The following is a 20,623-nucleotide window of genomic DNA, read 5'->3' as shown; positions in this document are numbered from 1 at the left end:
TTCATCTCCATTAGCGGCGTTTTATGTACTTATTTTTCCATGAATGGTCCAGAAAGCGGGCATTTCCTTGCGACGAGGGAAAATAGCGACATAAAATGCTTCTATTTCTCTTAAGTAAACGGATATCGCCGAAATAACAACCTTTTTTGCACCTATGTTTTGCGCTGGCGCTATTTTCTCCTTACGAAAGATTTCTGCCAAACGCATCACATTCTATCTTATCATTCTTATGGAATTATGTTAGATTAGTATGATAATAGTTTACGTCAGGTTGTCGGGAGGGACGAGCATGAAGCCGGATTTGCGCGAGGCGCTGAAAAACGAAGTGATTGTCGGCGACGGAGCCATGGGCACGTATTTGTACCATTTGGGCTTTCCGGTCGGCATTTCCTATGAAGAATTCAATTTGCTGCGTCCGGATGTCATCGGCGACGTGCACCGGCGATACGTCGGGGCCGGAGCCCGGTTGATCGAGACCAACACGTTTTCGGCAAATTACTATAAATTGTCCAAATTCGGCCTGGAGGCGAAGGTGGAGGAAATCAACCGCGCCGCCGTGCGCATCGCCAGGGAAGCCGCGGGGGATGTTGCTTACGTGGCGGGCGCGGTCGGTTCGATCCGCGGCGGAAAGCGGGCGAACGTCACGGCGCAGGAGCTGGGAGATTATTATGAGCAGCAAATCGCCGCGCTCCTAACCGAAGGGGTCGACGCCCTGCTGTTCGAAACGTTTTACGATTTGCGGGAAATCCGGATCGCGCTGGGGAAAGCGCGCCATCTCACCGATCTGCCGGTCATCTGCCAATTTGCCGTCGACCAGGTCGGCCGCACGCTGGACGGATACGCGATGCAAGAAGCGTTCGGCACGCTGCTTCGGGAGGGCGCCGATGTGCTAGGCTTCAACTGCCATTCCGGCCCGAAAGGAATTATGAGCGTGATGGCCGAAATGAACGGCCCGCTGGACGTTCCGATGTCCGTATTTCCAAACGCAGGTTTGGCGGATTATGTGGATGGAGAATATGTATATGGAGCAACTCCCGAATATTTCGGCGAAAACGCGGCATCGTTCGCCGATATGGGCGCGCGTCTGATCGGCGGCTGCTGCGGCACGACGCCGGAGCACACCGCGGCAACCGCGAAGGCGCTGCTTGGATACGCCGCGCCGCCGCTGGCCGATGAGCGGAAGCTCGCCGCGGCGCGTCCGTCCGCGGTCCTGAACGAGCCCGCGGCCCCGGAGACGGAAAGCGGGGCTGCCGAAAGCGGTCTCTACGGCCGCCCAAACCGGCCGAGCCTCGTCGATCTGGCGAAGGAACGGCACACCGTCATCGTCGAGCTCGATCCGCCGCGCGATCTGGATATCGGCAAGTTTATGGAAGGGGCGGCCGCGCTTCAGGCGGCGGGCGTCGACGCTTTGACGCTGGCGGATAATTCGCTGGCCGTGACGCGCATGAGCAACATGGCCTTGGGGCATCTCGTCCAGTCCGAGCTTGGCCTTCGCCCGCTCATTCACATCGCCTGCCGGGACCGCAATTTGATCGGCACGCAGTCGCATATGATGGGCTTCGACGCCCTGGGCATCGACCATGTGCTGGCCGTGACGGGCGATCCGGCGCGCTTCGGCGATCTGCCGGGCGCAAGCTCCGTCTACGATTTGACGTCGTTTGAGATCATCCGCATGATCAAGCAGCTCAACGCCGGGATCTCTTTTTCCGGGAAGCCGCTGAAGCAGAAAGCCAAATTCGTCGTTGGCGCCGCCTTTAATCCGAACGTAAAGCACCTGCACAAGGCGGTTGAGCGGCTGGAGAAAAAAATCGCCTCCGGCGCCGATTACATTATGACCCAGCCGGTCTATGACCCGAAGCTGATCGCGGCGGTCAAAGCAGCGACGGCGCATCTGGATGTTCCGATTTTTATCGGAATCATGCCGCTGGCCAGCGGCAAAAACGCCGCGTACCTGCATAACGAGGTGCCCGGCATCCAGCTTCCGGAGGAGGTTCTGAAGCGGATGGAGGGACTGCAGGGCCCGGAAGGGCGCAGAGCGGGCGTGGAAATCGCCAAAGAGCTGCTCGACACGGCGATGGAGCATTTTAACGGCATTTATTTGATGACCCCGTTTATGTTCTATGAAATGAATGTCGCTTTAGTGAATTATGTCAGGGAGAAATCGAAACAGGGGGCGTCCCACTTGTCTCGCTCCACATAATCAATTACAATAGGGTAACGGATGTGATGCCATTGTCGCACAGTATGACAGGATACGGTGGGGCCGTCAGATCTTACGGCGGTTACATCGTTCAATTCGAGATAAAATCCGTCAATCACAGATACGCGGAAATCGTTTTGCGTATGCCGCGGGAGTGGTCGTGCTACGAGGACGGACTGCGACGGTTGGTTCAACGCCATGTAAAACGGGGACGAATCGATGTTTTCATCGGCAAAGAGCTTGACGATACGAGTGTCCTGCCTTTGGTGCTGAACGCTCCGGTTGCGGAGTCTTACCTGCGGGCAGCCGAAGAGCTTGGCCGCCGTTACGGCGTGGACGCCAAGCTGAGCGCCAAGGACCTGCTTGCCCTGCCGGATGTGTTGACGGCTCCCGAGCGGCCTGAGCTCGGCGAAAGCGAGCCGGAGTGGGAACGGGTGCTGCAGGACGGCCTCGAGGAAGCGCTGATCGGGCTTCTGGGCATGCGCGAGCGCGAGGGGAGGAACCTCGTTTCCGACCTGAATGGGCGGCTGGCCCGCCTGGAGGCGATTCACGCCGAGCTGGTGCGGCTTGCGCCGGAGGTTGTGAATGATTACAGAAGCCGGCTTAAGGCTCGGCTTTCCGAACTGCTAGAGGGAAGTTTTGACGAGCAGAGATTTGCGATGGAAGTGGCCGTATTTGCCGACCGCTCCAATATCGACGAAGAGCTGATCCGCTTGAAGAGCCATTTCGAGCAATGCCGCAGTTTGCTGCAGGCTGTTGAGCCGATAGGGCGCAAGCTGGATTTTCTCATACAGGAAATGAACCGGGAAACCAATACGATTGGATCTAAAGCCAATCATTTGGCTCTTGTCAACCTTGTCGTCGAAATGAAGGCGGAGTTGGAGAAAATCCGCGAGCAAGCCGCGAATCTCGAATAACGTATTTTGACGCAGGGCAGGAGTCAATTATATAGGGGGAACTACCTGAACATGGGAATTAAACTTATTAACATCGGCTTCGGAAATATCGTATCGGCCAACCGAATCATTTCGATCGTTAGTCCGGAGTCGGCGCCGATCAAGCGGATCATTCAGGAAGCGAGAGATCGCCATATGCTGATTGACGCTACATACGGGCGCCGGACGCGCGCGGTTATTATCACGGATAGCGACCATGTTATTTTGTCGGCGGTGCAACCGGAGACAGTCGCCCACCGGCTGTCGACTAAAGATGAAGACAACGACGAATAAAATGGAGAGAATTATGTCTAAAGGGTTACTTATTGTGTTATCTGGACCGTCGGGCGTCGGGAAAGGAACGGTTTGCAGCGAACTGCGCAAGCGCATGCCGGATTTGATTTATTCGGTCTCCGCAACGACGCGGCAGCCTCGCCTTGGCGAAGAAAACGGCGTGAACTATTTTTTCAAAAGCCGTGAGCAGTTTCTGGAAATGATCGAAAACGACCAACTGCTGGAGTATGCCGAATACGTCGGCAACTTTTACGGCACCCCGCGCGATTTCGTGGAAGAGACGATCGCCGGCGGCAAGGACATTATTTTGGAGATCGAAGTTCAAGGTGCGCTCAAGGTGAAGGAGAAATTCCCGGAGGGCGTGTTCGTGTTTCTGCTCCCGCCTTCGCTTGACGAACTGAAGGGCCGCATTCAAGGCCGGGGAACGGAAAACCAGGCAACGATCGACCATCGCATGTCGGTGGCCGCGCATGAGATCGGACTGATGGAAAATTATGATTATGCCGTCGTCAATGACGAAATCGATCATGCCTGCCAAAGAATACAATCCATCATTATCGCCGAACACTGCAGAATCCGCAAACAGGGGAAATGCTAAATCCGGCGATCAGCCAATAAGAAGAGGTGTTACGTTATGCTGTATCCATCCATTGACAAGATGCTCGGCAAAGTAGGGAGCAAATACTCCTTGGTCGTGGCCGCGTCCCGCCGGGCCAGACAGCTGCGCGAAGGAGACAAAAGCGAGCTGAAGCAGCCGAAGTCGCATAAGCAGGTCGGCATTGCGCTCGAAGAGATTTACGGCGACTACGTCAAGATCAAAAACGACGGAGAACAGCCGGCAGACAAAGAATAGATTCCGGCCTCCGGGCTGCTTTACGACAACCGCGAGGTTGTTATTTTTTTGGTTTGGGAGAAAGGCAGGGGATACCGATGTTATCCGGCAAAAAAATTTTGCTAGGCGTCACCGGCGGAATCGCCGCGTTCAAAGCGGCGTCGTTAACCAGCAAGCTGGTGAAAGAAGGAGCGGAGGTCCGCGTCATCATGACCCGGTCGGCGACCAAGTTTATTACGGAACTGACGCTGCAGGCCTTATCGAAAAATTTTGTGTACACCGATACGTTTGATGAAAAGCATCCTGAATCGATTTCGCACATCAACTTGGCCGATTGGGCCGATCTCGTGCTGGTCGCTCCGGCCACGGCCAACATCATCGCCAAAATGGCCGCGGGAATCGCCGACGACATGCTGTCGACGACGCTGCTCGCCACGCAGGCGCCGATCATGGTTGCTCCGGCGATGAACGTGCATATGTACGAGCACCCGGCGGTCGTCCGCAATATGGCTGAGCTTGTGGAGCGCGGAGTCATGATGATCGAGCCCGGCGAAGGGCTGCTGGCCTGCGGTTATACGGGCAAAGGGCGGATGGAAGAGCCGGAGTCGATCGCGGCCGTGGTGAACGGCTATTTTGCGCGCCAGGCCAAACGGGCGGATAAGCCGCTCGCCGGCAAAAAAGTCGTCGTGACCGCTGGCGGCACGGTCGAGCGGATCGATCCGGTCCGCTATATCACCAACGACTCTTCGGGCAAGATGGGCTTTGCCATCGCTAAAGCGGCCCGGGAATTGGGGGCGGACGTGAAGATTATCGCCGCAACGACGCAAGCGCAACCGCCTGCGGGGATATCCTTGACGCGCGTTTCCTCGGCGCAGGAGATGTACGAAGCGGCCCTTCGGGAATGGGCCGATACGGATATCATGGTGAAGGCCGCCGCCGTGGCGGATTACCGGCCGAAGGAAACCGCGCCAAACAAAATCAAAAAAACCGGCGATTCCCTGGTGCTGGAGCTGGTGAAAAACATCGATATTTTGGAAACGCTCGGGAAACAGAAAACGATCCAACTGCTGATCGGCTTTGCGGCGGAGACGGAAAATCTCGAGCAGCATGCCATGGACAAGCTGAAGCGTAAAAACTGCGATCTGCTCGTCGCCAACGACGTCACCGCGGAGGGAGCGGGATTCGGCGCCGAAACCAACATCGTAAACATTTATGATGCGAACGGATTGGTGGATTCGCTGCCCCGGCTCGCCAAAGACGAAGTGGGCATGCGGATTATGGAGCTTGCGGCCGGCCGCTTGAAGGGAACGGGCCGATGACCTACCGAATGGCCAAAGTGATCGTGGATGTGCCGAGTCGGGAAACCGACCGGCCTTTTGATTATTTGATTCCTCAGCCGCTGGCGGGGTGGATCGAGGTCGGCAGCCGGGTCGGCGTTCCGTTCGGACGCCGCACGGTGCAGGGGTTTGTCGTTTCGCTGCATGAACAGCCGGAAATGGATCCGGCGCGCATGAAGCCGATTCAGGAACTGCTGGACCTCCTGCCCCCTCTGCCGCCCGACCTCGTGGAGCTGGCGGACTGGATAAGCCGGACATACGCCTGCAGCATGATTTCGGCGCTGCAGGCGATGATTCCGTCGGCGCTGAAAGGCAAGGCGGAACGGTATATCCGCGCGGCCGGGCCGGAGGATGCGCCGGAAAGCGAAGACGCTGCGGAGTTGGTCGCGGCGGGAAGCGCAACGGGGCCGTTGCCCGGCGGGCAGAGGGAGGATGAACTGCCGCGGGAGAACGGCGGCCTGTACGCGCTCTCGGCCCTGCTGACGCGGGAAGAGGAGGAAATCGTCGCCCACGTCAAGGCGTCCGGGACCGTGACGATGACTCAGCTTAGCGGGCGTTTTCCGGACCGGGCGACGATGATCAAGGATTTGCTAAGCCGGGGCGTACTGACGGAAAGCCAGGCGATCAAGGATAAGGTCGGCAAAAAAACGGTGAAAAGCGTGGCCGCGGCGGTCAGCGGCAAGGCTGCGGAAGACGCGCTCGCTTCTTTCGGGCCGCAGGCCAAACGCCAGAAAGAAGTGCTGCAGTTTTTGCTGGAGGTCGGCATGCCGTTGTCTCTCCAAGAGGTGCTGTCCACCCTGCGGGTGACGGCGGGCACGGTGAAGAAGCTGGCGGAAAAAGGCTACGCCGCGATCGAAGACGTCGAAGTGTTCCGCGACCCTTTCCAGGGACGCCGGTTTAAGAGCAGCGCGCCGCTGGAACGAACGCCTGAGCAGGAGATCGTGTATAATCGGCTTACCGCGGCGCTTGACGCCGGGAGGTCCGAAGTGTTCCTGCTGCACGGGGTGACCGGGAGCGGCAAAACGGAGGTTTACTTGCAAACGATTGAGCGATGTCTTTCCCTGGGGCGCCAGGCGATCGTGCTCGTCCCGGAAATTTCGCTTACGCCGCAGATGGTCGAGCGGTTCAAAGGGCGGTTCGGCGGCAAGGTTGCCGTCATACACAGCCGGTTGTCCACCGGGGAAAGGTACGACGAGTGGCGGAAAATCCGCGAAGGCCGGGTGGAGGTGGCGATCGGAGCGCGTTCGGCGGTGTTTGCGCCGTTTGCCAAGCTCGGGCTTATCGTCATGGACGAGGAGCACGAAACCTCTTATAAGCAGGAGGAAACGCCGAAATATCACGCCCGCGACGTCGCCGTCCGGCGTGCCCGGCAGCACGGGGCCGCGGTGATCCTGGGCTCGGCGACCCCGTCGCTGGAGAGCTACCATGCGGCGCGCTCCGCGGGCGGGGATCACGGCGGCTTTGCTCCGGTGCTGCTGGAAATGAAGCAGCGTCCGTCCGGCAGCCGGCTCCCGGGGGTTCAAATCGTCGACATGCGGGAAGAACTGAAGGAAGGCAACCGTTCGATGTTCAGCCGCGCGCTGCACCGGGGGATTTCAGCCCGCCTCGAGCGCGGCGAACAGACCGTGCTGTTCCTCAACCGGCGCGGCTATTCCACGTTTGTGATGTGCCGGACCTGCGGATACGTGGCCGGCTGCCCCGAGTGCGACATTTCGCTCACCTACCATCAGAAATCGAACAATCTGCGCTGCCACTATTGCGGTTACGCCGAAGCGGCGCCGTCCGTATGCCCGGAATGCGGCAGCGAGCATATCCGCTACTTCGGCACGGGCACCCAGCGGGTCGAAGCCGAACTGGCCAAGCTGTTTCCGGGCATCCGCGTCATCCGCATGGATGTGGACACGACGAGCGAAAAAGGCGCACACGAAAGGCTTTTGCAGGCGTTCCGGGAAAAAAAAGGCGACGTGCTCCTGGGCACGCAGATGGTGGCCAAGGGGCTGGATTTTCCCGATGTGACACTGGTCGGCGTAATCGCGGCGGACACGGCGCTGAATTTCCCCGATTTTCGCGCAGCGGAGAAAACGTTCCAATTGCTGACCCAGGTGGCGGGACGCGCCGGGCGCCATCAGCTGCCGGGGGAAGTGTTTATCCAGTCCTATATGCCGGAGCATTATTCCATCGTTCATGCCAGCGGGCACGATTATTTATCGTTCGTGCGCGAAGAGCTGGGGCACCGCAAGGCGCTGCATTATCCGCCGTACAGCCGGCTGATTCTGGTCACGCTCTCGCATGAGAAGCTGCCGCTGCTGCTCCGCATGGCGGAAAATTTCGCCGGCGATCTAAGGGCCAAGGCGCAGCGCCTCGGCTGGTTCGGCAGCCTGGACCGGTTCACGCCGGCGGCTCTGGACATTCTCGGCCCGGTCGCCTCGCCGATTCCGCGCATCAAGAACCGCTACCGGTTCCAGTGCATGGTGAAGTACCGCGGCGATTTGGACGCGGTCGGCCTGGTGCGGGAAACGGCGGCCGCAACGCTGGCGGGCCTGCGCGACGCCAGTTTGCAAATCAGCATCGACGTCGATCCGCAAATGCTGATGTAATGGCTGTATGCAATTTATGATCAAACCTCGAGTTTACGGCATATATATTTTTTGAAGAATGCACTGGACCTTTTTATATAATATATAAGTTGAATTAAAGAATAGGGCAGAGCAGGCAAGAGGGTGAAATGATTCTGAAGAAGCGTCAGCGTTCGCCTTTGTGACCGGATTTCTACAGTGTTTGAATTCTTACAATACATAGAAATCCGGGAACAACAGCGATCGTAAGAACATTTCACCCGTCTGCCTCTTTCTGTACAATCATTAGTTCAACTCATAATAATACACAAAAAGCTCATCAAGCGACGGAAGGAAGTGCCGTATGGCGATACGTATTATCGTAAAAGAACCGGATGAAGTGCTGCATAAGGTAGCCAAAGAAGTGGCGAAAATTACCCCGAACGTTCAGAAAATTTTGACCGATATGGCGGATACGATGTACGACGCGGAAGGCGTGGGACTGGCCGCCCCGCAGATCGGCATTCTAAAACGGATGATCGTGGTGGACGTAGGCGATGAGCACGGGCTGATCGAGCTGATCAATCCGGAGATCGTGTCCACGGAAGGGGAGCAGTTCGGGCCCGAAGGGTGCCTGAGCATCCCGGGTTACCGCGGCGATGTGCGCCGGGCGATGACGGTGACGGTCAAAGGGCTGGACCGCAACGGGAATGAAGTGTCTTACACCGGGTCCGAGCTGTTGGCCCGAGCTTTTCAGCATGAAATCGACCACTTGAACGGAGTGCTCTACACCGATGTGGCCGAACGAGTGTACGAAATTACGCCGGAAGGTGAAGAGAAGGAGTGACGTCGCAGGTGAAGATCGTCTTTATGGGAACCCCGGAGTTTGCCGTTCCTTCCCTGGAGGCTTTGCTGCGCGAAGGGTACGATGTGGCCGCCGTCGTAACCCAGCCGGATCGTCCGCAGGGGCGCAAAAAGGTGCTGACGCCGACGCCGGTCAAAGAAGCGGCGCTGCGGCACGGGTTGCCTGTGCTGCAGCCGGCGCGGATGCGCGCCCCCGAGGCGGTGGCGGAGGTCGCGGCCTATCAGCCGGACCTGATCGTCACGGCGGCGTACGGGCAAATTTTGCCCAAGGCGGTGCTCGATTTGCCGCGTTACGGCTGCCTTAACGTTCACGGTTCGCTGCTGCCGAAATATCGGGGCGGCGCGCCGATCCAACGCGCGATCATAAACGGCGAGAAGGAGACCGGGATCACGCTGATGTATATGGCGGAGGGGCTGGACACCGGCGATATGATCGCGAAGTCCGTCGTTCCGATCGAGGACGAGGACACGTCCGGCACGTTGTTCGAGAAGCTGAGCGAGGCGGGAGCCAGGCTGCTGCTTGAGCAACTGCCGCTGATCGTGGCGGGCAAGGCCGAGCGGATTCCGCAAAACGACGAGGAATCGACCTATGCGCCGAACTTGAGCCGCGAGGATGAACGCATCGACTGGTCGGCTTCTTCACGGGACATCTTCAACCGGGTGCGGGGGCTCGTTCCTTTTGCCGGCGGTTTTACGTTATGGAATGGCGAAGTGTTTAAAATATGGTCGGTCGCCAAGCCTGCGGAGGGCGAAGCTTCCACTACCGCATCCGTTTCCGCGGGCGGATCCGCGTCCGGACAGGCTCCGGGGACGGTGCTCGACTTGTCGGCGCGCGGCATTGAGGTGAAAACCGGAGATGGCTCCGTACTGCTCACCCGCGTGCAGCCGGCCGGCAAAAAAGCGATGGAAGCCGCGGAGTTCGTGCGCGGCGGCGTGATGAAGAAAGGGACGGTATTGGGATGAGCCTAGAGGGTGGCGTTGGCGGAGGAAAAGGCGGCAGGGAACGGGGCGGAGCTTCGAAGACAGGCGCGGGCGGCGGTTTCGCTTCAAAGGCAGGGGGCAGTTCCGCTTCCAGGGCGGGCGCTGTGCGCGGAAACGCACCAAAGGGGGATGCCGGGCGCAGCTCTGCTCCAAATGCGGGCACAACACGCGGCGCCGTTCAAAAGGCGAGTGCCGGAGGAGGCACAGGCCCCTCGGGGGGAGCGGCCCGCGGACAGGCGAAGCCGTCCGCCCGCAGCGTCGCGCTGGAGGTGCTTACCGCGGTCGAGCAGGAGGGCGCCTACAGCAACCTGCTGCTCAACGGGGCGCTGCAAAAATCCGGTCTGTCCGGTCCGGACGCGGGTCTTGCGACCGAACTGGTATACGGTACGATTCAACGGTTGAACACGATCGACTTTTTTTTGGCGCCTTTCGTGACGAAAGGGCTTGGCAAGCTTGCTCCGTGGGTGCGCAATTTGCTGCGGCTTAGCTTTTACCAGCTTCATTACCTGGACCGGATCCCTCCGCATGCCGTTGTCAACGAGGCGGTCAATATCGCCAAAAAGAGGGGGCATCAGGGTATATCCGGGATGGTGAACGGTGTCCTGCGCAACGTCCTGCGCCGGAAGGAGGAGCTGACCTTGCCGGAGGATCTGCCGCCGGTCAGCCGAATCGCCCTGGCCCATTCGCATCCGGAATGGCTGGTCGCCCGCTGGGCCCGGCAGTACGGCATTGCTGCGGCCGAAGCCATCTGCCGGGCCAACAACGAGCCGCCTTCGGTCAGCGTCAGGGTCAACCGGGCCCGGACGAGCCGGGAGGAGATGCTGCGGCTGATGGAGGAGCGGGGCCTTGCGGCGTCGGCTTCCCCGATATCGCCGGACGGCATCATCGTACATAGCGGCGGCAACATGGCGCTGACGTCCTGGTACCGGGACGGGCTGATTTCCGTACAGGACGAAAGCTCCATGCTGGTGGCCGAAGCGGTGGATCCGCAGCCGGGCATGTCGGTGCTGGACTGCTGCGCGGCGCCCGGCGGGAAAACATGCCATATGGCGGAGATCCTTGAGGGCAGCGGCGAGGTGGTCGCGAACGATATCCACCCGCACAAAGCCAAGCTGATTGAGGATCACGCCGACAGGCTGGGCCTCGGGAACGTGCGGTCGCTGTCGGGAGACGCGATGAAGCTAAGCGGTCGCTTCCCGCCGGAATCGTTCGACCGCATCCTGCTCGACGCGCCCTGCTCGGGCCTTGGCGTAATCCGCCGCAAGCCAGATTTGAAGTGGGCGAAGACGCCGGGCGACGTTGAAGAGATCGCCGGGGTTCAGGAAGGTTTGCTGGACGCGGTCAGCGGACTGCTGAAACCGGAGGGCATCCTCGTTTACAGCACCTGCACGATCGAACCCCGGGAAAACGCCGAGATGGTCCGGCGGTTCCTAAGCCGCCATCCGGAGTTCGCTTTGGCGGCGGAGGAGCCGGCCGGCTGGGAGCGGCGGCCGCTGGCCGAAGCTGCCGGCCGGGTGGCGGAAGGGCTGCAAATTTTGCCGCAGGACTTCCATTCGGACGGATTCTATATCGCCCGTTTGCGAAAGCGCGGCGGCGGCAAATAGAATGAGACTAGTTTCAGTTTTTTAGAGGTCAAGCTCACGGTCATTGCCGCCGGGCTTGGCCTTTTTGAATTAGGCATGGGAACTGCCTGAGAATTCCCTCCTCTAAACCCCTTCATAAAAAATAGCGGAACTTTATGTTCTTATTTCCGGCTATGAGCACGGTCATCACCCTTAGCGGAATTTTATGTCCTTATTTTTTAATGAACGGTGCGAAAGGTGGCCATTTCCCCGCGATTTGGGAAAATAACGACAAAATGTTCCTCTATTTCGCTCAACATGGGGGATACCGCCGAAATAGCGACATTTTTTGTTCTTATGTTTTCGCCCGTTTTTTTCCACAAGCTAACTTTTGCAATTTTCCCCAGGTCTTCGCTTCGCAAAAGTGTCACTGCTGCCATACTCGCCATTCTAGCATTATTTCAGGTACCGTCCACTATTGGCTTCTCCTGCTCATCCTCCCCCTGGCCTCTCTCGCTCACCTTCCCCTTGACCTATTCTCGCTCGTCCCCTGCCTGCCCAACCTTTCTTGGCCTGGCTATTCCAGCGTTTCCGCCGCACGTTTTCCCCCGCCTCCCAAAGTCCCGGAAGGCTGTCAGGAGCGGCCCTATCCGGCGCACACTTTAGTGTCATGGCGATTTATGATAAAATAGGAGGAATGAGTGGGTGATTTTTTGATAAAACATAGGATAGGTGTGTGAAAATGAAGCCTTTTATATATGATTATACTTTGGAAGAGCTGCAGGATTGGGCGGTGAGCCAAGGAGAGCCGGCCTTTCGCGGCGGCCAGATTTTCGATTGGCTGTACGTAAAGCGCGTCGGTTCCTTCGCCGAGATGACCAACCTGTCCAAATCGCTGCGGCAGAAGCTGGACGAGCAGTTTGCTTTCGTTACGCTGCAGGAAATTACGAAGCTGGAATCCAAGGACGGCACCGTTAAATTTTTGTTCGGGCTGCATGACGACCACGCCATCGAGACGGTCATCATGAAGCATAATTACGGCAACAGCATCTGCGTGACGACGCAGGTCGGATGCAAGGTGGGCTGCACCTTTTGCGCTTCCACGCTCGGCGGTCTGAAACGCAACCTGACCCCCGGCGAAATCGTCGCCCAGGTTGTGCAGGCGCAGAAAATTCTCGACGCCAAAGGCGAGCGCGTCAGCAGCATCGTGATCATGGGGACGGGCGAGCCGTTCGAAAATTATGACGCCACAATGAAATTTTTGCGGATTATGATCCACGAAAAGGGCTTGAACATCGGACAACGGCATATTACTGTATCAACGAGCGGTATTGTGCCGAACATTTACCGGTTTGCCGACGAGAATACGCAAATCAATCTGGCGATCTCGATTCACGCGCCCAACGATGCGCTCCGTTCCAAGCTGATGCCGGTGAACCGGCGCTTTCCGTTTGACGACGTGATGGAGGCGCTGCGCTACTATATCGCCAAAACCGGCCGCCGGATCACCTTCGAATACGCGCTGATCGGCGGGGTCAACGACCAGCCGGAGCATGCGGAGGAATTGGCCGGCGTGATCAAAGACATGCTCTGCCATGTCAACCTGATTCCGGTCAACTACGTGCCGGAACGCAAATACGTGAGAACGTCCAGAAACGATATCTTTAATTTTCAACGGGTCTTGGCGGACAAGGGAGTCAATGTGACGATTCGCCGGGAGCAAGGCCATGATATTGCGGCGGCCTGCGGCCAACTGCGGGCAAAGCATATGGAGTCTGGTGCGAGGTGAACGAAAGTGATTAAGACGGTTTATTTGAGTGATGTGGGACGAGTCCGTTCGGTTAACGAGGACTGCACCTGGGTGGACCGGCTCGAGCAAGGCTACACGCTTGGCGTCGTGGCCGACGGAATGGGCGGCCATCAGGCCGGCGATGTCGCCAGCAGCCTGGCCGTGGAGACGATCACCCGGGATTTGGCCGGGCTGCCGGGAGGCTTGTCGGTCCGGGATTTCGGCGAGGAGCTTAGAAAAGCGATCCTCCACGCCAACGAAGTCGTGTTCCGCAAAGCATCGGAGCATGAGGAGTACCGCAACATGGGCACCACGGTCGTGGCCGTGCTGCTGGCCGGGCGCGATGGCATGGTCGGCCATATCGGCGACAGCCGGGCGTACAAGTACCGGCGCGGGGAGATCGTCCAGCTGACCGACGACCATTCCTTGGTCAATGAGTTGCTGAAAAGCAACCAGATCAGCGCCGAGGAGGCGAATGTCCATCCTCACCGCAATGTGGTGACCCGGGCGCTGGGCACCGACGAACAGGTCGATGTCGACATGAACCGGGTAACTTTGGAGCCTGGGGAAATCCTGCTGCTCTGCAGCGACGGGCTCAGCAATTACGTTACGCCGGAACAAATGACCCTGACGCTGGGGTTGGATGATCTTGCGCTGCACGATCGCGCCGATCGTCTGCTTCAGATGGCTTTGCATGCCGGAGGCGACGACAACATCAGCATCGCCTTGCTGGAACAACATGAGGATGCCGGGTCAGGCATAAAGGAGTGGAATTCATGATCGGACACGAATTGGGCGGTCGTTACCAGGTTGTCGAACGAGTCGGCGGAGGCGGGATGGCGCTCGTCTATAAAGCGCAGGACATTTTGCTGAATCGCTACGTGGCCATAAAAGTGCTGCGTCAACAATTTGTGAATGACGAGGAATTTATCCGGCGTTTCCGCCGGGAAGCGCAGTCGGCCGCATCCTTATCGCATCCGAACATCGTCAGCGTGTATGATGTCGGACAAGAAGACGACGTTCATTATATCGTGATGGAGTTCGTGGAAGGCCAAAATTTGAATGAAATCATCAAGGAGCGGGCCCCGCTGCAAGTCGAGGAAGCCGTCCGCATCGCGTCGCAAATCGCCGACGCGCTGGATCACGCCCATCAGAACCAAATCATTCACCGCGATATTAAACCTCATAACATATTAATCGGGCGCAACGGATGGGTGAAGGTTACCGACTTCGGCATCGCCCGCGCCGTCACGTCGACAACGATTACGCAGACGGGGTCGGTGGTCGGTTCGGTGCATTATTTTTCGCCGGAGCATGCCAAAGGGGTGGCGACCGGGGAGAAATCGGACCTGTATTCCCTGGGGATCGTGCTCTATCAGATGCTGACGGGGCGGCTTCCTTTTTTGGGCGAAAGCCCGATCAGCGTGGCGCTGAAACACCTGCAGGAGCATTTCGACGAGCCGCGGACGGTCAACCCGATGATTCCGCAAAGCGTGGAAAATATTATTTTAAAGTCGATGCGCAAAAACCCCGGGGAACGTTACCAGTCGGCGAAAGAAATGCTGCGCGACCTGGAAACCTGCCTGCTGCCGGAACGGCGGATGGAATCGAAACTGGCCTTTATTGAACATGATGATGAAGATAGCACGCGAATCATCCCGGCCATTCGCCCTCAAGCCGGCGCAAAGCCGGGAGGTTCGGCCAAGCTGACCCGGGACAATCCGCGGGAGCGGGACAATGCGGCTGCACTCGACGAACGCCAGGTTCCGAAGAAAAAAGCTTGGGGCAAGCCGACGTTATGGGTCGGGTTGACCTTGGTCATTCTGCTGGCGATGGCGGGCGTCGCATGGTATCTCAGCAGCCTGGTCACGGTGCCGGAGGTCAGCGTACCAGGCGTCGTGAATCTGCAGGAACAGGATGCGATCGCCAAGCTTAAAGACAACGGGATCGAAGTCGGCGACATCGACCGCGAGTATAAAGATGGCTTTGCCGAAGGGGTCGTTTGGGAACAGAGCAAACCGGAGGGCATGAAAGTGAAGGAAGGCTCCACGGTCGACCTCAAGGTCAGTATTGCCAAGCCGCTGCCCAAGATGCCGACGCTGACGGACGGTAAGACGACTTATGAAGATGCCGTGAATCAGCTTGTTGACTTGGGGGTTGATAAAGACCGCATTTCGAAAAAGGAGGAACCCAGCGACGACAAGGAAGCGGGTCAGGTCATCGGTCAAAGCCCCGACCCCGGAACGGAGTTTGATCCCGAAACGGAGGAAATCGTGCTGACGGTCAGCACGGGGCCGGAAAACGTCAAAATGCCGAATCTGGTGAACAAAACCCAGGCCGAAGCGGAAGCCGAAATTAAGAAGTGGGGGCTAAAGCTGGCCGAGGACGGCATCAAAGAGGAACCGAGCTACGAAGTCGAAGCGGGCAAGGTTACCAAGCAGTGGCCGTACGCGCCGAATGATGAAGTCCCGCCGGGCTCGAAAGTTACTTTGTTCGTCAGCACCGGTTATCCGCCGGAGGCGATCACGTATACGTATCAGGTTCCGGTCGTGCCTGCGGTGGAAGGACAGAAAAGCAAGATCAGCATCAGCTACGGGGACGCGCGCGGCGACAGTCAGCAGTGGGGTACCAAAACGATCGGCAAAGCGCAATATCTCGCCGTCGATCTCGTGCTTGCGCCCAACAAGAACGGCTACGTTTCCGTGACTCGGGACGGCGTGCTGCTGGATACCTACCAGATAAACTATATCGACGCCAAGCAGGGGACGGTGCCCGTTCCGGAGTTTCCGGCCAGCAGCTCGGAGGAGACATGGGGCGATGAGAATACGATGGACCAGGATTCGGGAGAGATCCCGGATACCGGCATGGTTCAATCGGGCAACCTGGTCTCGGCCGTGAGCGACAAGGTAAAAGGTAAAGGCAAAGGCAACGGTAAGGGGAGCAAGCATGGACATTAAGGCAAACCGAGATGAAAGCGAGGCCTGCATTTTATGCCGGAAGGCTTAATCGTGAAGGCATTAAGCGGATATTACTACGTAAAGCCCGCCCTAGCGGCTGCGGAAGGTAACGTGCAGTGCCGGGGCCGGGGCATCTTTAAAAAAAAGGGAGTTACTCCGCTCGTCGGGGACCGCGTTATTTATACCCCGACGGAAAACGGAGAAGGCACGGTGGACGAAATTTTGCCGCGTGAGACCGAGCTGATCCGTCCGCCGATCGCCAACGCCAAGCTGGCGGTGCTGCTGTTCTCTCTGCGGGAACCCGACCTCAATCTGCAGCTTTTGGACAAGTTCCTGGTGCATATCGAGCATGCCGGGCTTAAGACGCTGATTTGCCTGACCAAAGGCGATTTGCTGAACGAAGAGGAGGATGAAGCAGCGGAGAGCCTCCTCCGGGTGCAAGAGCTTTACCGCTCGATCGGCTATGAGGTGATCGTCACGAGCTCCGCCACCGGCGCCGGGACGGGGGAAGTCAAAGCGCGGCTCGCCGGCGAGATCAGCGTGTTCTCCGGACAGTCGGGCGTCGGCAAATCGTCGCTGCTGAACGCGATGCTGGGGCTTTCGCTGGAAACGAGCGAAATCAGCCTGAAGCTGGGCCGCGGCCGCCATACGACCCGCCATGTAGAGCTGATCGAGCTGGAAAACGGCGGGTACGTGGCCGATACGCCGGGTTTCAGCCAGCTCGACTTCCTCGAGCTTGGCGTCGAAGAGCTGTCCGGCTGCTTCCGCGAGTTTGCGCAATACGCCGAAGCCTGCAAATTCCGGGGCTGCAGCCATTTGCACGAGCCGGGCTGCAAGGTTAGGGAAGCGGCGGACCGGGGAGTCATCGCTGCGAGCCGCTACGAGCATTACGTGCAGTTCCAGGAAGAAATGAAAGAGAAAAAACGGAGGTATTAGCCGCATGAATCCAATTTACATTGCGCCGTCGATTTTGTCGGCGGATTTCGCCAAGCTGGGCGAAGAGGTCGCCGATGTGGAGCGGGGGGGAGCCGACTGGCTGCATGTCGACGTGATGGACGGGCATTTCGTGCCGAATCTGACGTTTGGTCCGCTTGTCATGGGGGCGATCGCGCCGCTGACGAAGCTGCCGCTGGACGTCCATTTAATGATCGAGAAGCCGGAGGAATACGTTCCCGCGTTCGCCAAATCGGGCGCTCATCTCATTACCGTTCACGCCGAGGCCTGCGTTCATCTGCACCGCGTGCTGCACCTGATCAAAGAGCAGGGCGTCAAGGCGGGGGTCGCGATCAATCCGGCGACGCCGGCTGCGGCGGTCCGCGAGGTGCTGGAGGACGTTGATCTCGTGCTGGTGATGACCGTAAACCCGGGATTTGGCGGCCAGGCGTTCATTCCGGGAACGCTGCGCAAAATCCGCCAGCTGAAAGCATGGAAAGACGAGCTTGGCCTAACGGATTTGCGGATCGAGGTGGATGGCGGCATTTCCGCAGCGACGGCGCCGCTCGTCGTGGAAGCGGGGGCGGATGTGCTCGTTGCCGGCAACGCGGTGTTTGGCCAAGCCGACCGCCGCAGGGCGATCGGAGAAATCCGGGAGAGCCTGGCCGGTTTGGAATAGGCGCCAAAAGATGCGCATACAATGGGTTACATGAGCAGGGTTCTCATGTAACCTTTTTTTTGTGGCGGGAATACACGGGTAAATGAAATTGAACATAGAATATGGGTGAGCATGAGCACGATTGGGGAGGGTGAACGATGAAATTTTACACATTCAAGCTGCCTAAGTTTTTGGGAGGATTCGTCAAAGCCGTTCTAAATACGTTTCACAAAAACTAGGCGGCTGCAGGCCGCCTGAGGAGCGAAGGGCCCGCCCCTAGCGGTTCCCGCCTGCCATTCACGAAAGGGCCCTTTGGCTGACGTGGCTTTGACCGGTACCGGTTGTTACCCGAGACTTCCAGGCAACAAAGCGCATGAAAAAAGCACCTCCATAAAAAGGTGCTTTTTGTCTATATGTCCCGTCCCGAGATTACACGCGGGTCACTTTACCGGATTTCAAAGCCCGAGTGCTGACGTATACGCGTTTCGGTTTACCGTCTACCAAGATCCGGACCTTTTGCACGTTTACGCCCCAAGAGCGCCGATTGCGATTGTTTGCGTGAGATACATGGTTACCGCTGCCTGGCTTCTTGCCAGTCACATAACATTTGCGAGCCATTCATTACACCTCCTGTTCCAGGTACACCTGTCTTGAAAATAACGGTTTGATTTCTCATGGACCGCATAAAACAATACTTATATATAATATCACAGCAAAAAAAGCTGCGTCAACAGATCGTTAAAGTTTATTTCTACGTGTTCTTATAGTACAATATGGTTTAGTCCATAATAATTTCATCATCTTTTATATTATTGCTTTTTGCGAGATTGTTGGACCCGGGGCCGGCCGGATCGAGGCCGTTTTATGCGATTGCCCGCAGTCCAAGCGTACGTGGATCAAGCTAGGAAGGGGAATTCTCATTGAGTAAGCGTTCTTTAAATGGAACTGATTTTACCGCCATGGTGTTGGCCGGTGCAAAGCGGCTGTCGGAGCATGCGGAGCACGTCAATTCCCTGAACGTATTCCCGGTTCCCGACGGGGACACCGGTACGAATATGAATTTGACGATGACGGCTGGCGTAACCGAATTGCAGAATAACGGAAGCGGAGGTGTCGGCAGCAGAGCGGGAACCTTGTCCAAAGGTTTGCTCATGGGCGCCCGCGGGAACTCCGGCGTTATCTTGTCCCAGTTGTTCCGCGGTTTCAGCCGCCATGTCGCCTCGTTGGAGGAACTGAATCCGATTCAATTCGCCTCCGCCCTGCAGAGCGGCGTGGATACCGCTTATAAAGCGGTAGTGAAGCCGGTGGAGGGAACGATTTTGACGGTGGCGAAGGAAGCGGCCAAACACGCGGTTTTTTACGCGAGAAGAACTCATGATATCACGGAGCTGATGGGCGAGGTGCTGGCCAAAGCCAAGGAAGCTCTTGCCGGTACGCCGGAATTGCTGCCTGTGCTGAAACAGGTTGGCGTCGTCGATTCGGGCGGTCAAGGACTTGTGTATATTTATGAAGGATTTATGGAATGGCTGTCCGGTGAAGGCGCGGCTGAAGCCTGGCCGGGACAAGCTCCGCTTAAGCCCGCGGCTCCGGAAATCCGCCAGCCTGCTTCGGCGGCTGCGGTGCACGCGCCCGCGCCGGCCCAAGCCAAGCTGGAAACCGAGGATATCGAGTTTTTATACGATATGGAGTTTTTTATCAACCGCAAGCTTGGCGGCGTGCAGGGGGCCGTTTTTGACGAGGAGAAGTTCCGGAAAGCGCTGTCGCTGAATGGGGATTCCATTATTGTGATCGCCGACGACGAGATTATTAAGGTGCATGTCCATTCCAAAACGCCGGGCGATGTGCTTAATTTGGCGCTGCAGTACGGCGAAATAACGCAGATCCATATTTTGAACATGCGGGAGCAGCATCGCGAATTGCTCACCGCGGGCATGGACGCCGCTCCGATGCCGGAGCTGTTCGCCGACATTCCGGCGGAAACGCTGCGGCCGGCGGACCCGGCCGAATTGCCGGCCGATGAGCTGGCGCCTTACGGATTTATCGCCGTCGCTTCGGGGCAAGGCATTGCCGATATTTTCACCAGCTTGGGCGTTGACGTCGTTTTGTCCGGCGGACAGACGATGAATCCGAGCACGGAGGACTTCGTGAAAGCGATCGAGTCCATTTCGGCCCAGCATGTGTTCGTGCTTCCGAACAATTCGAACATTATTTTGGCGGCGCAGCAGGCCCGCGATCTGCTTGAAGGGGAACGCAACGTCATCGTTGTTCCGAGCAAGAGCATTCCGCAGGGTATTGCGGCGGCGTTCGCTTTCCAGGAGGAAGAGAACGTAGAGGTCAACGAATCGAATATGCTGAGCGCGGTACAGCATGTAAAAACGGGGCAGGTGACGTATGCCGTTCGCGATACGATGTTTGACGATTTGAAAATTACGGCCGGGCATTACATCGGGATTGCGGACGCGAAAATCGTGGCTACGGAAGAGGGGCTGCTGGAAACCTGCCAGGGGCTGCTGGACAAAATGCTGGCCGGCGGCGATGAAATCGTCACCGTCCTGGCGGGCGAGGAAGCCGAGGAAGAAATGACGGAACGGCTCGTGGCCTGGCTGCAAGACAAGTATCCGGATGTCGAAGTGGAGGTTCACTCCGGCGGACAACCGATCTACTACTATCTGTTTTCGGTGGAATCCTGACGGGCGCAGGAAAGAAAGCGGACGATAGAGGAAAGG

At 57.8% G+C, this 20,623-nt stretch carries 20 protein-coding genes; 17 read left to right on the top strand and 3 right to left on the bottom strand.

Annotated features, from left to right (window positions below; genetic code table 11):
* Positions 1 to 21: 21 nt before the first annotated feature.
* The gene (locus NYE69_RS23735) at positions 22 to 201 is read right to left on the bottom strand and encodes a hypothetical protein (RefSeq protein WP_340928150.1); all 180 of its coding nucleotides are present in this window, start codon (positions 199 to 201) and stop codon (positions 22 to 24) included.
* An 88-nt stretch (positions 202 to 289) separates the two neighbouring features.
* Here NYE69_RS23735 and NYE69_RS23730 point away from each other — a divergent pair, with 88 nt between their 5' ends.
* From NYE69_RS23730 to rsmB, 10 genes are all read left to right on the top strand, one after another.
* The gene (locus NYE69_RS23730) at positions 290 to 2,200 is read left to right on the top strand and encodes a bifunctional homocysteine S-methyltransferase/methylenetetrahydrofolate reductase (protein ID WP_340928149.1); all 1,911 of its coding nucleotides are present in this window, start codon (positions 290 to 292) and stop codon (positions 2,198 to 2,200) included.
* Positions 2,201 to 2,232: 32 nt separating this feature from the next.
* Positions 2,233 to 3,117 carry a YicC/YloC family endoribonuclease gene (locus NYE69_RS23725; RefSeq protein ID WP_124332965.1) on the top strand — a complete coding sequence of 295 codons (885 nt, stop codon included), beginning with the start codon at positions 2,233 to 2,235 and terminating at the stop codon, positions 3,115 to 3,117.
* 51 nt (positions 3,118 to 3,168) lie between these two features.
* Complete coding sequence (gene remA, locus NYE69_RS23720; protein ID WP_036621599.1) at positions 3,169 to 3,429, top strand: extracellular matrix/biofilm regulator RemA; 261 nt, start codon at positions 3,169 to 3,171, stop codon at positions 3,427 to 3,429.
* Positions 3,430 to 3,442: 13 nt separating this feature from the next.
* Entirely contained in the window at positions 3,443 to 4,027 is a 585-nt protein-coding gene (gene gmk, locus NYE69_RS23715; protein ID WP_036621600.1) for a guanylate kinase, read from the top strand.
* 36 nt (positions 4,028 to 4,063) lie between these two features.
* Positions 4,064 to 4,282 (top strand): DNA-directed RNA polymerase subunit omega, encoded by a 219-nt coding sequence (gene rpoZ / locus NYE69_RS23710; RefSeq protein ID WP_036621601.1) that lies wholly within the window; start codon positions 4,064 to 4,066, stop codon positions 4,280 to 4,282.
* A 77-nt stretch (positions 4,283 to 4,359) separates the two neighbouring features.
* On the top strand, positions 4,360 to 5,580 hold the full coding sequence (gene coaBC / locus NYE69_RS23705; RefSeq protein WP_340928145.1) for a bifunctional phosphopantothenoylcysteine decarboxylase/phosphopantothenate--cysteine ligase CoaBC: 1,221 nt from the start codon (positions 4,360 to 4,362) through the stop codon (positions 5,578 to 5,580).
* Positions 5,577 to 8,195 carry a primosomal protein N' gene (priA, locus tag NYE69_RS23700; RefSeq protein ID WP_340928144.1) on the top strand — a complete coding sequence of 873 codons (2,619 nt, stop codon included), beginning with the start codon at positions 5,577 to 5,579 and terminating at the stop codon, positions 8,193 to 8,195. Before coaBC ends, priA begins: the two co-directional genes overlap by 4 nt.
* A gap of 322 nt (positions 8,196 to 8,517) precedes the next feature.
* The gene (gene def / locus NYE69_RS23695; protein WP_340928143.1) at positions 8,518 to 9,000 is read left to right on the top strand and encodes a peptide deformylase; all 483 of its coding nucleotides are present in this window, start codon (positions 8,518 to 8,520) and stop codon (positions 8,998 to 9,000) included.
* Positions 9,001 to 9,008: 8 nt separating this feature from the next.
* On the top strand, positions 9,009 to 9,980 hold the full coding sequence (gene fmt, locus NYE69_RS23690; protein WP_036627912.1) for a methionyl-tRNA formyltransferase: 972 nt from the start codon (positions 9,009 to 9,011) through the stop codon (positions 9,978 to 9,980).
* A complete protein-coding gene (gene rsmB, locus NYE69_RS23685) occupies positions 9,977 to 11,602 on the top strand; it encodes a 16S rRNA (cytosine(967)-C(5))-methyltransferase RsmB (RefSeq protein ID WP_340928142.1) in 1,626 nt (541 codons plus the stop codon). The genes fmt and rsmB overlap by 4 nt, the downstream gene beginning before the upstream one ends.
* Positions 11,603 to 11,799: 197 nt before the next feature.
* Here the strand turns inward: rsmB and NYE69_RS23680 are convergent, their stop codons facing one another.
* Positions 11,800 to 12,000: a hypothetical protein gene (locus NYE69_RS23680; protein WP_340928141.1), complete on the bottom strand. Its 201-nt coding sequence runs from the start codon at positions 11,998 to 12,000 to the stop codon at positions 11,800 to 11,802.
* Between the two features lie 302 nt (positions 12,001 to 12,302).
* Here NYE69_RS23680 and rlmN point away from each other — a divergent pair, with 302 nt between their 5' ends.
* The 6 genes from rlmN to spoVM all read left to right on the top strand — a co-directional run bounded on the left by rlmN (position 12,303) and on the right by spoVM (position 18,136).
* Positions 12,303 to 13,349: a 23S rRNA (adenine(2503)-C(2))-methyltransferase RlmN gene (gene rlmN / locus NYE69_RS23675; protein ID WP_036621604.1), complete on the top strand. Its 1,047-nt coding sequence runs from the start codon at positions 12,303 to 12,305 to the stop codon at positions 13,347 to 13,349.
* 6 nt (positions 13,350 to 13,355) lie between these two features.
* Entirely contained in the window at positions 13,356 to 14,129 is a 774-nt protein-coding gene (locus NYE69_RS23670) for a Stp1/IreP family PP2C-type Ser/Thr phosphatase (protein ID WP_340928140.1), read from the top strand.
* Positions 14,126 to 16,306, top strand: coding sequence for a Stk1 family PASTA domain-containing Ser/Thr kinase (gene pknB / locus NYE69_RS23665; RefSeq protein WP_340928138.1), 2,181 nt, complete (start codon positions 14,126 to 14,128; stop codon positions 16,304 to 16,306). The genes NYE69_RS23670 and pknB overlap by 4 nt, the downstream gene beginning before the upstream one ends.
* Positions 16,307 to 16,339: 33 nt before the next feature.
* On the top strand, positions 16,340 to 17,242 hold the full coding sequence (gene rsgA, locus NYE69_RS23660; protein WP_124332961.1) for a ribosome small subunit-dependent GTPase A: 903 nt from the start codon (positions 16,340 to 16,342) through the stop codon (positions 17,240 to 17,242).
* Positions 17,243 to 17,246: 4 nt separating this feature from the next.
* Positions 17,247 to 17,918 carry a ribulose-phosphate 3-epimerase gene (gene rpe / locus NYE69_RS23655; protein ID WP_124332960.1) on the top strand — a complete coding sequence of 224 codons (672 nt, stop codon included), beginning with the start codon at positions 17,247 to 17,249 and terminating at the stop codon, positions 17,916 to 17,918.
* A gap of 137 nt (positions 17,919 to 18,055) precedes the next feature.
* Positions 18,056 to 18,136: a stage V sporulation protein SpoVM gene (spoVM, locus tag NYE69_RS23650; RefSeq protein WP_036621610.1), complete on the top strand. Its 81-nt coding sequence runs from the start codon at positions 18,056 to 18,058 to the stop codon at positions 18,134 to 18,136.
* Between the two features lie 190 nt (positions 18,137 to 18,326).
* Here the strand turns inward: spoVM and rpmB are convergent, their stop codons facing one another.
* Positions 18,327 to 18,515, bottom strand: coding sequence for a 50S ribosomal protein L28 (rpmB, locus tag NYE69_RS23645; protein ID WP_009225259.1), 189 nt, complete (start codon positions 18,513 to 18,515; stop codon positions 18,327 to 18,329).
* A 302-nt stretch (positions 18,516 to 18,817) separates the two neighbouring features.
* Between rpmB and NYE69_RS23640 the strand changes: the two genes are divergently transcribed.
* Positions 18,818 to 20,587 (top strand): DAK2 domain-containing protein, encoded by a 1,770-nt coding sequence (locus NYE69_RS23640; RefSeq protein WP_340928137.1) that lies wholly within the window; start codon positions 18,818 to 18,820, stop codon positions 20,585 to 20,587.
* Positions 20,588 to 20,623 lie beyond the last annotated feature (36 nt).

Origin of the sequence: Paenibacillus sp. FSL R5-0527 (genome assembly GCF_038008055.1) — a bacterium.
GTDB lineage: Bacteria > Bacillota > Bacilli > Paenibacillales > Paenibacillaceae > Fontibacillus > Fontibacillus macerans.
This window is presented reverse-complemented; position numbering and strand designations above follow the sequence as displayed.

Excerpts from the sequence above, each read along its gene's own strand:
- NYE69_RS23730 (WP_340928149.1), top strand. The coding sequence starts at position 290 with ATGAAGCCGGATTTGCGCGAGGCGCTGAAAAACGAAGTGATTGTCGGC.
- remA (WP_036621599.1), top strand. The coding sequence starts at position 3,169 with ATGGGAATTAAACTTATTAACATCGGCTTCGGAAATATCGTATCGGCC.
- gmk (WP_036621600.1), top strand. The coding sequence starts at position 3,443 with ATGTCTAAAGGGTTACTTATTGTGTTATCTGGACCGTCGGGCGTCGGG.
- rpoZ (WP_036621601.1), top strand. The coding sequence starts at position 4,064 with ATGCTGTATCCATCCATTGACAAGATGCTCGGCAAAGTAGGGAGCAAA.
- coaBC (WP_340928145.1), top strand. The coding sequence starts at position 4,360 with ATGTTATCCGGCAAAAAAATTTTGCTAGGCGTCACCGGCGGAATCGCC.
- priA (WP_340928144.1), top strand. The coding sequence starts at position 5,577 with ATGACCTACCGAATGGCCAAAGTGATCGTGGATGTGCCGAGTCGGGAA.
- def (WP_340928143.1), top strand. The coding sequence starts at position 8,518 with ATGGCGATACGTATTATCGTAAAAGAACCGGATGAAGTGCTGCATAAG.
- rsmB (WP_340928142.1), top strand. The coding sequence starts at position 9,977 with ATGAGCCTAGAGGGTGGCGTTGGCGGAGGAAAAGGCGGCAGGGAACGG.
- NYE69_RS23680 (WP_340928141.1), bottom strand. The coding sequence starts at position 12,000 with ATGGCAGCAGTGACACTTTTGCGAAGCGAAGACCTGGGGAAAATTGCA.
- rlmN (WP_036621604.1), top strand. The coding sequence starts at position 12,303 with ATGAAGCCTTTTATATATGATTATACTTTGGAAGAGCTGCAGGATTGG.
- pknB (WP_340928138.1), top strand. The coding sequence starts at position 14,126 with ATGATCGGACACGAATTGGGCGGTCGTTACCAGGTTGTCGAACGAGTC.
- rsgA (WP_124332961.1), top strand. The coding sequence starts at position 16,340 with ATGCCGGAAGGCTTAATCGTGAAGGCATTAAGCGGATATTACTACGTA.
- rpe (WP_124332960.1), top strand. The coding sequence starts at position 17,247 with ATGAATCCAATTTACATTGCGCCGTCGATTTTGTCGGCGGATTTCGCC.
- spoVM (WP_036621610.1), top strand. The coding sequence starts at position 18,056 with ATGAAATTTTACACATTCAAGCTGCCTAAGTTTTTGGGAGGATTCGTC.
- rpmB (WP_009225259.1), bottom strand. The coding sequence starts at position 18,515 with ATGGCTCGCAAATGTTATGTGACTGGCAAGAAGCCAGGCAGCGGTAAC.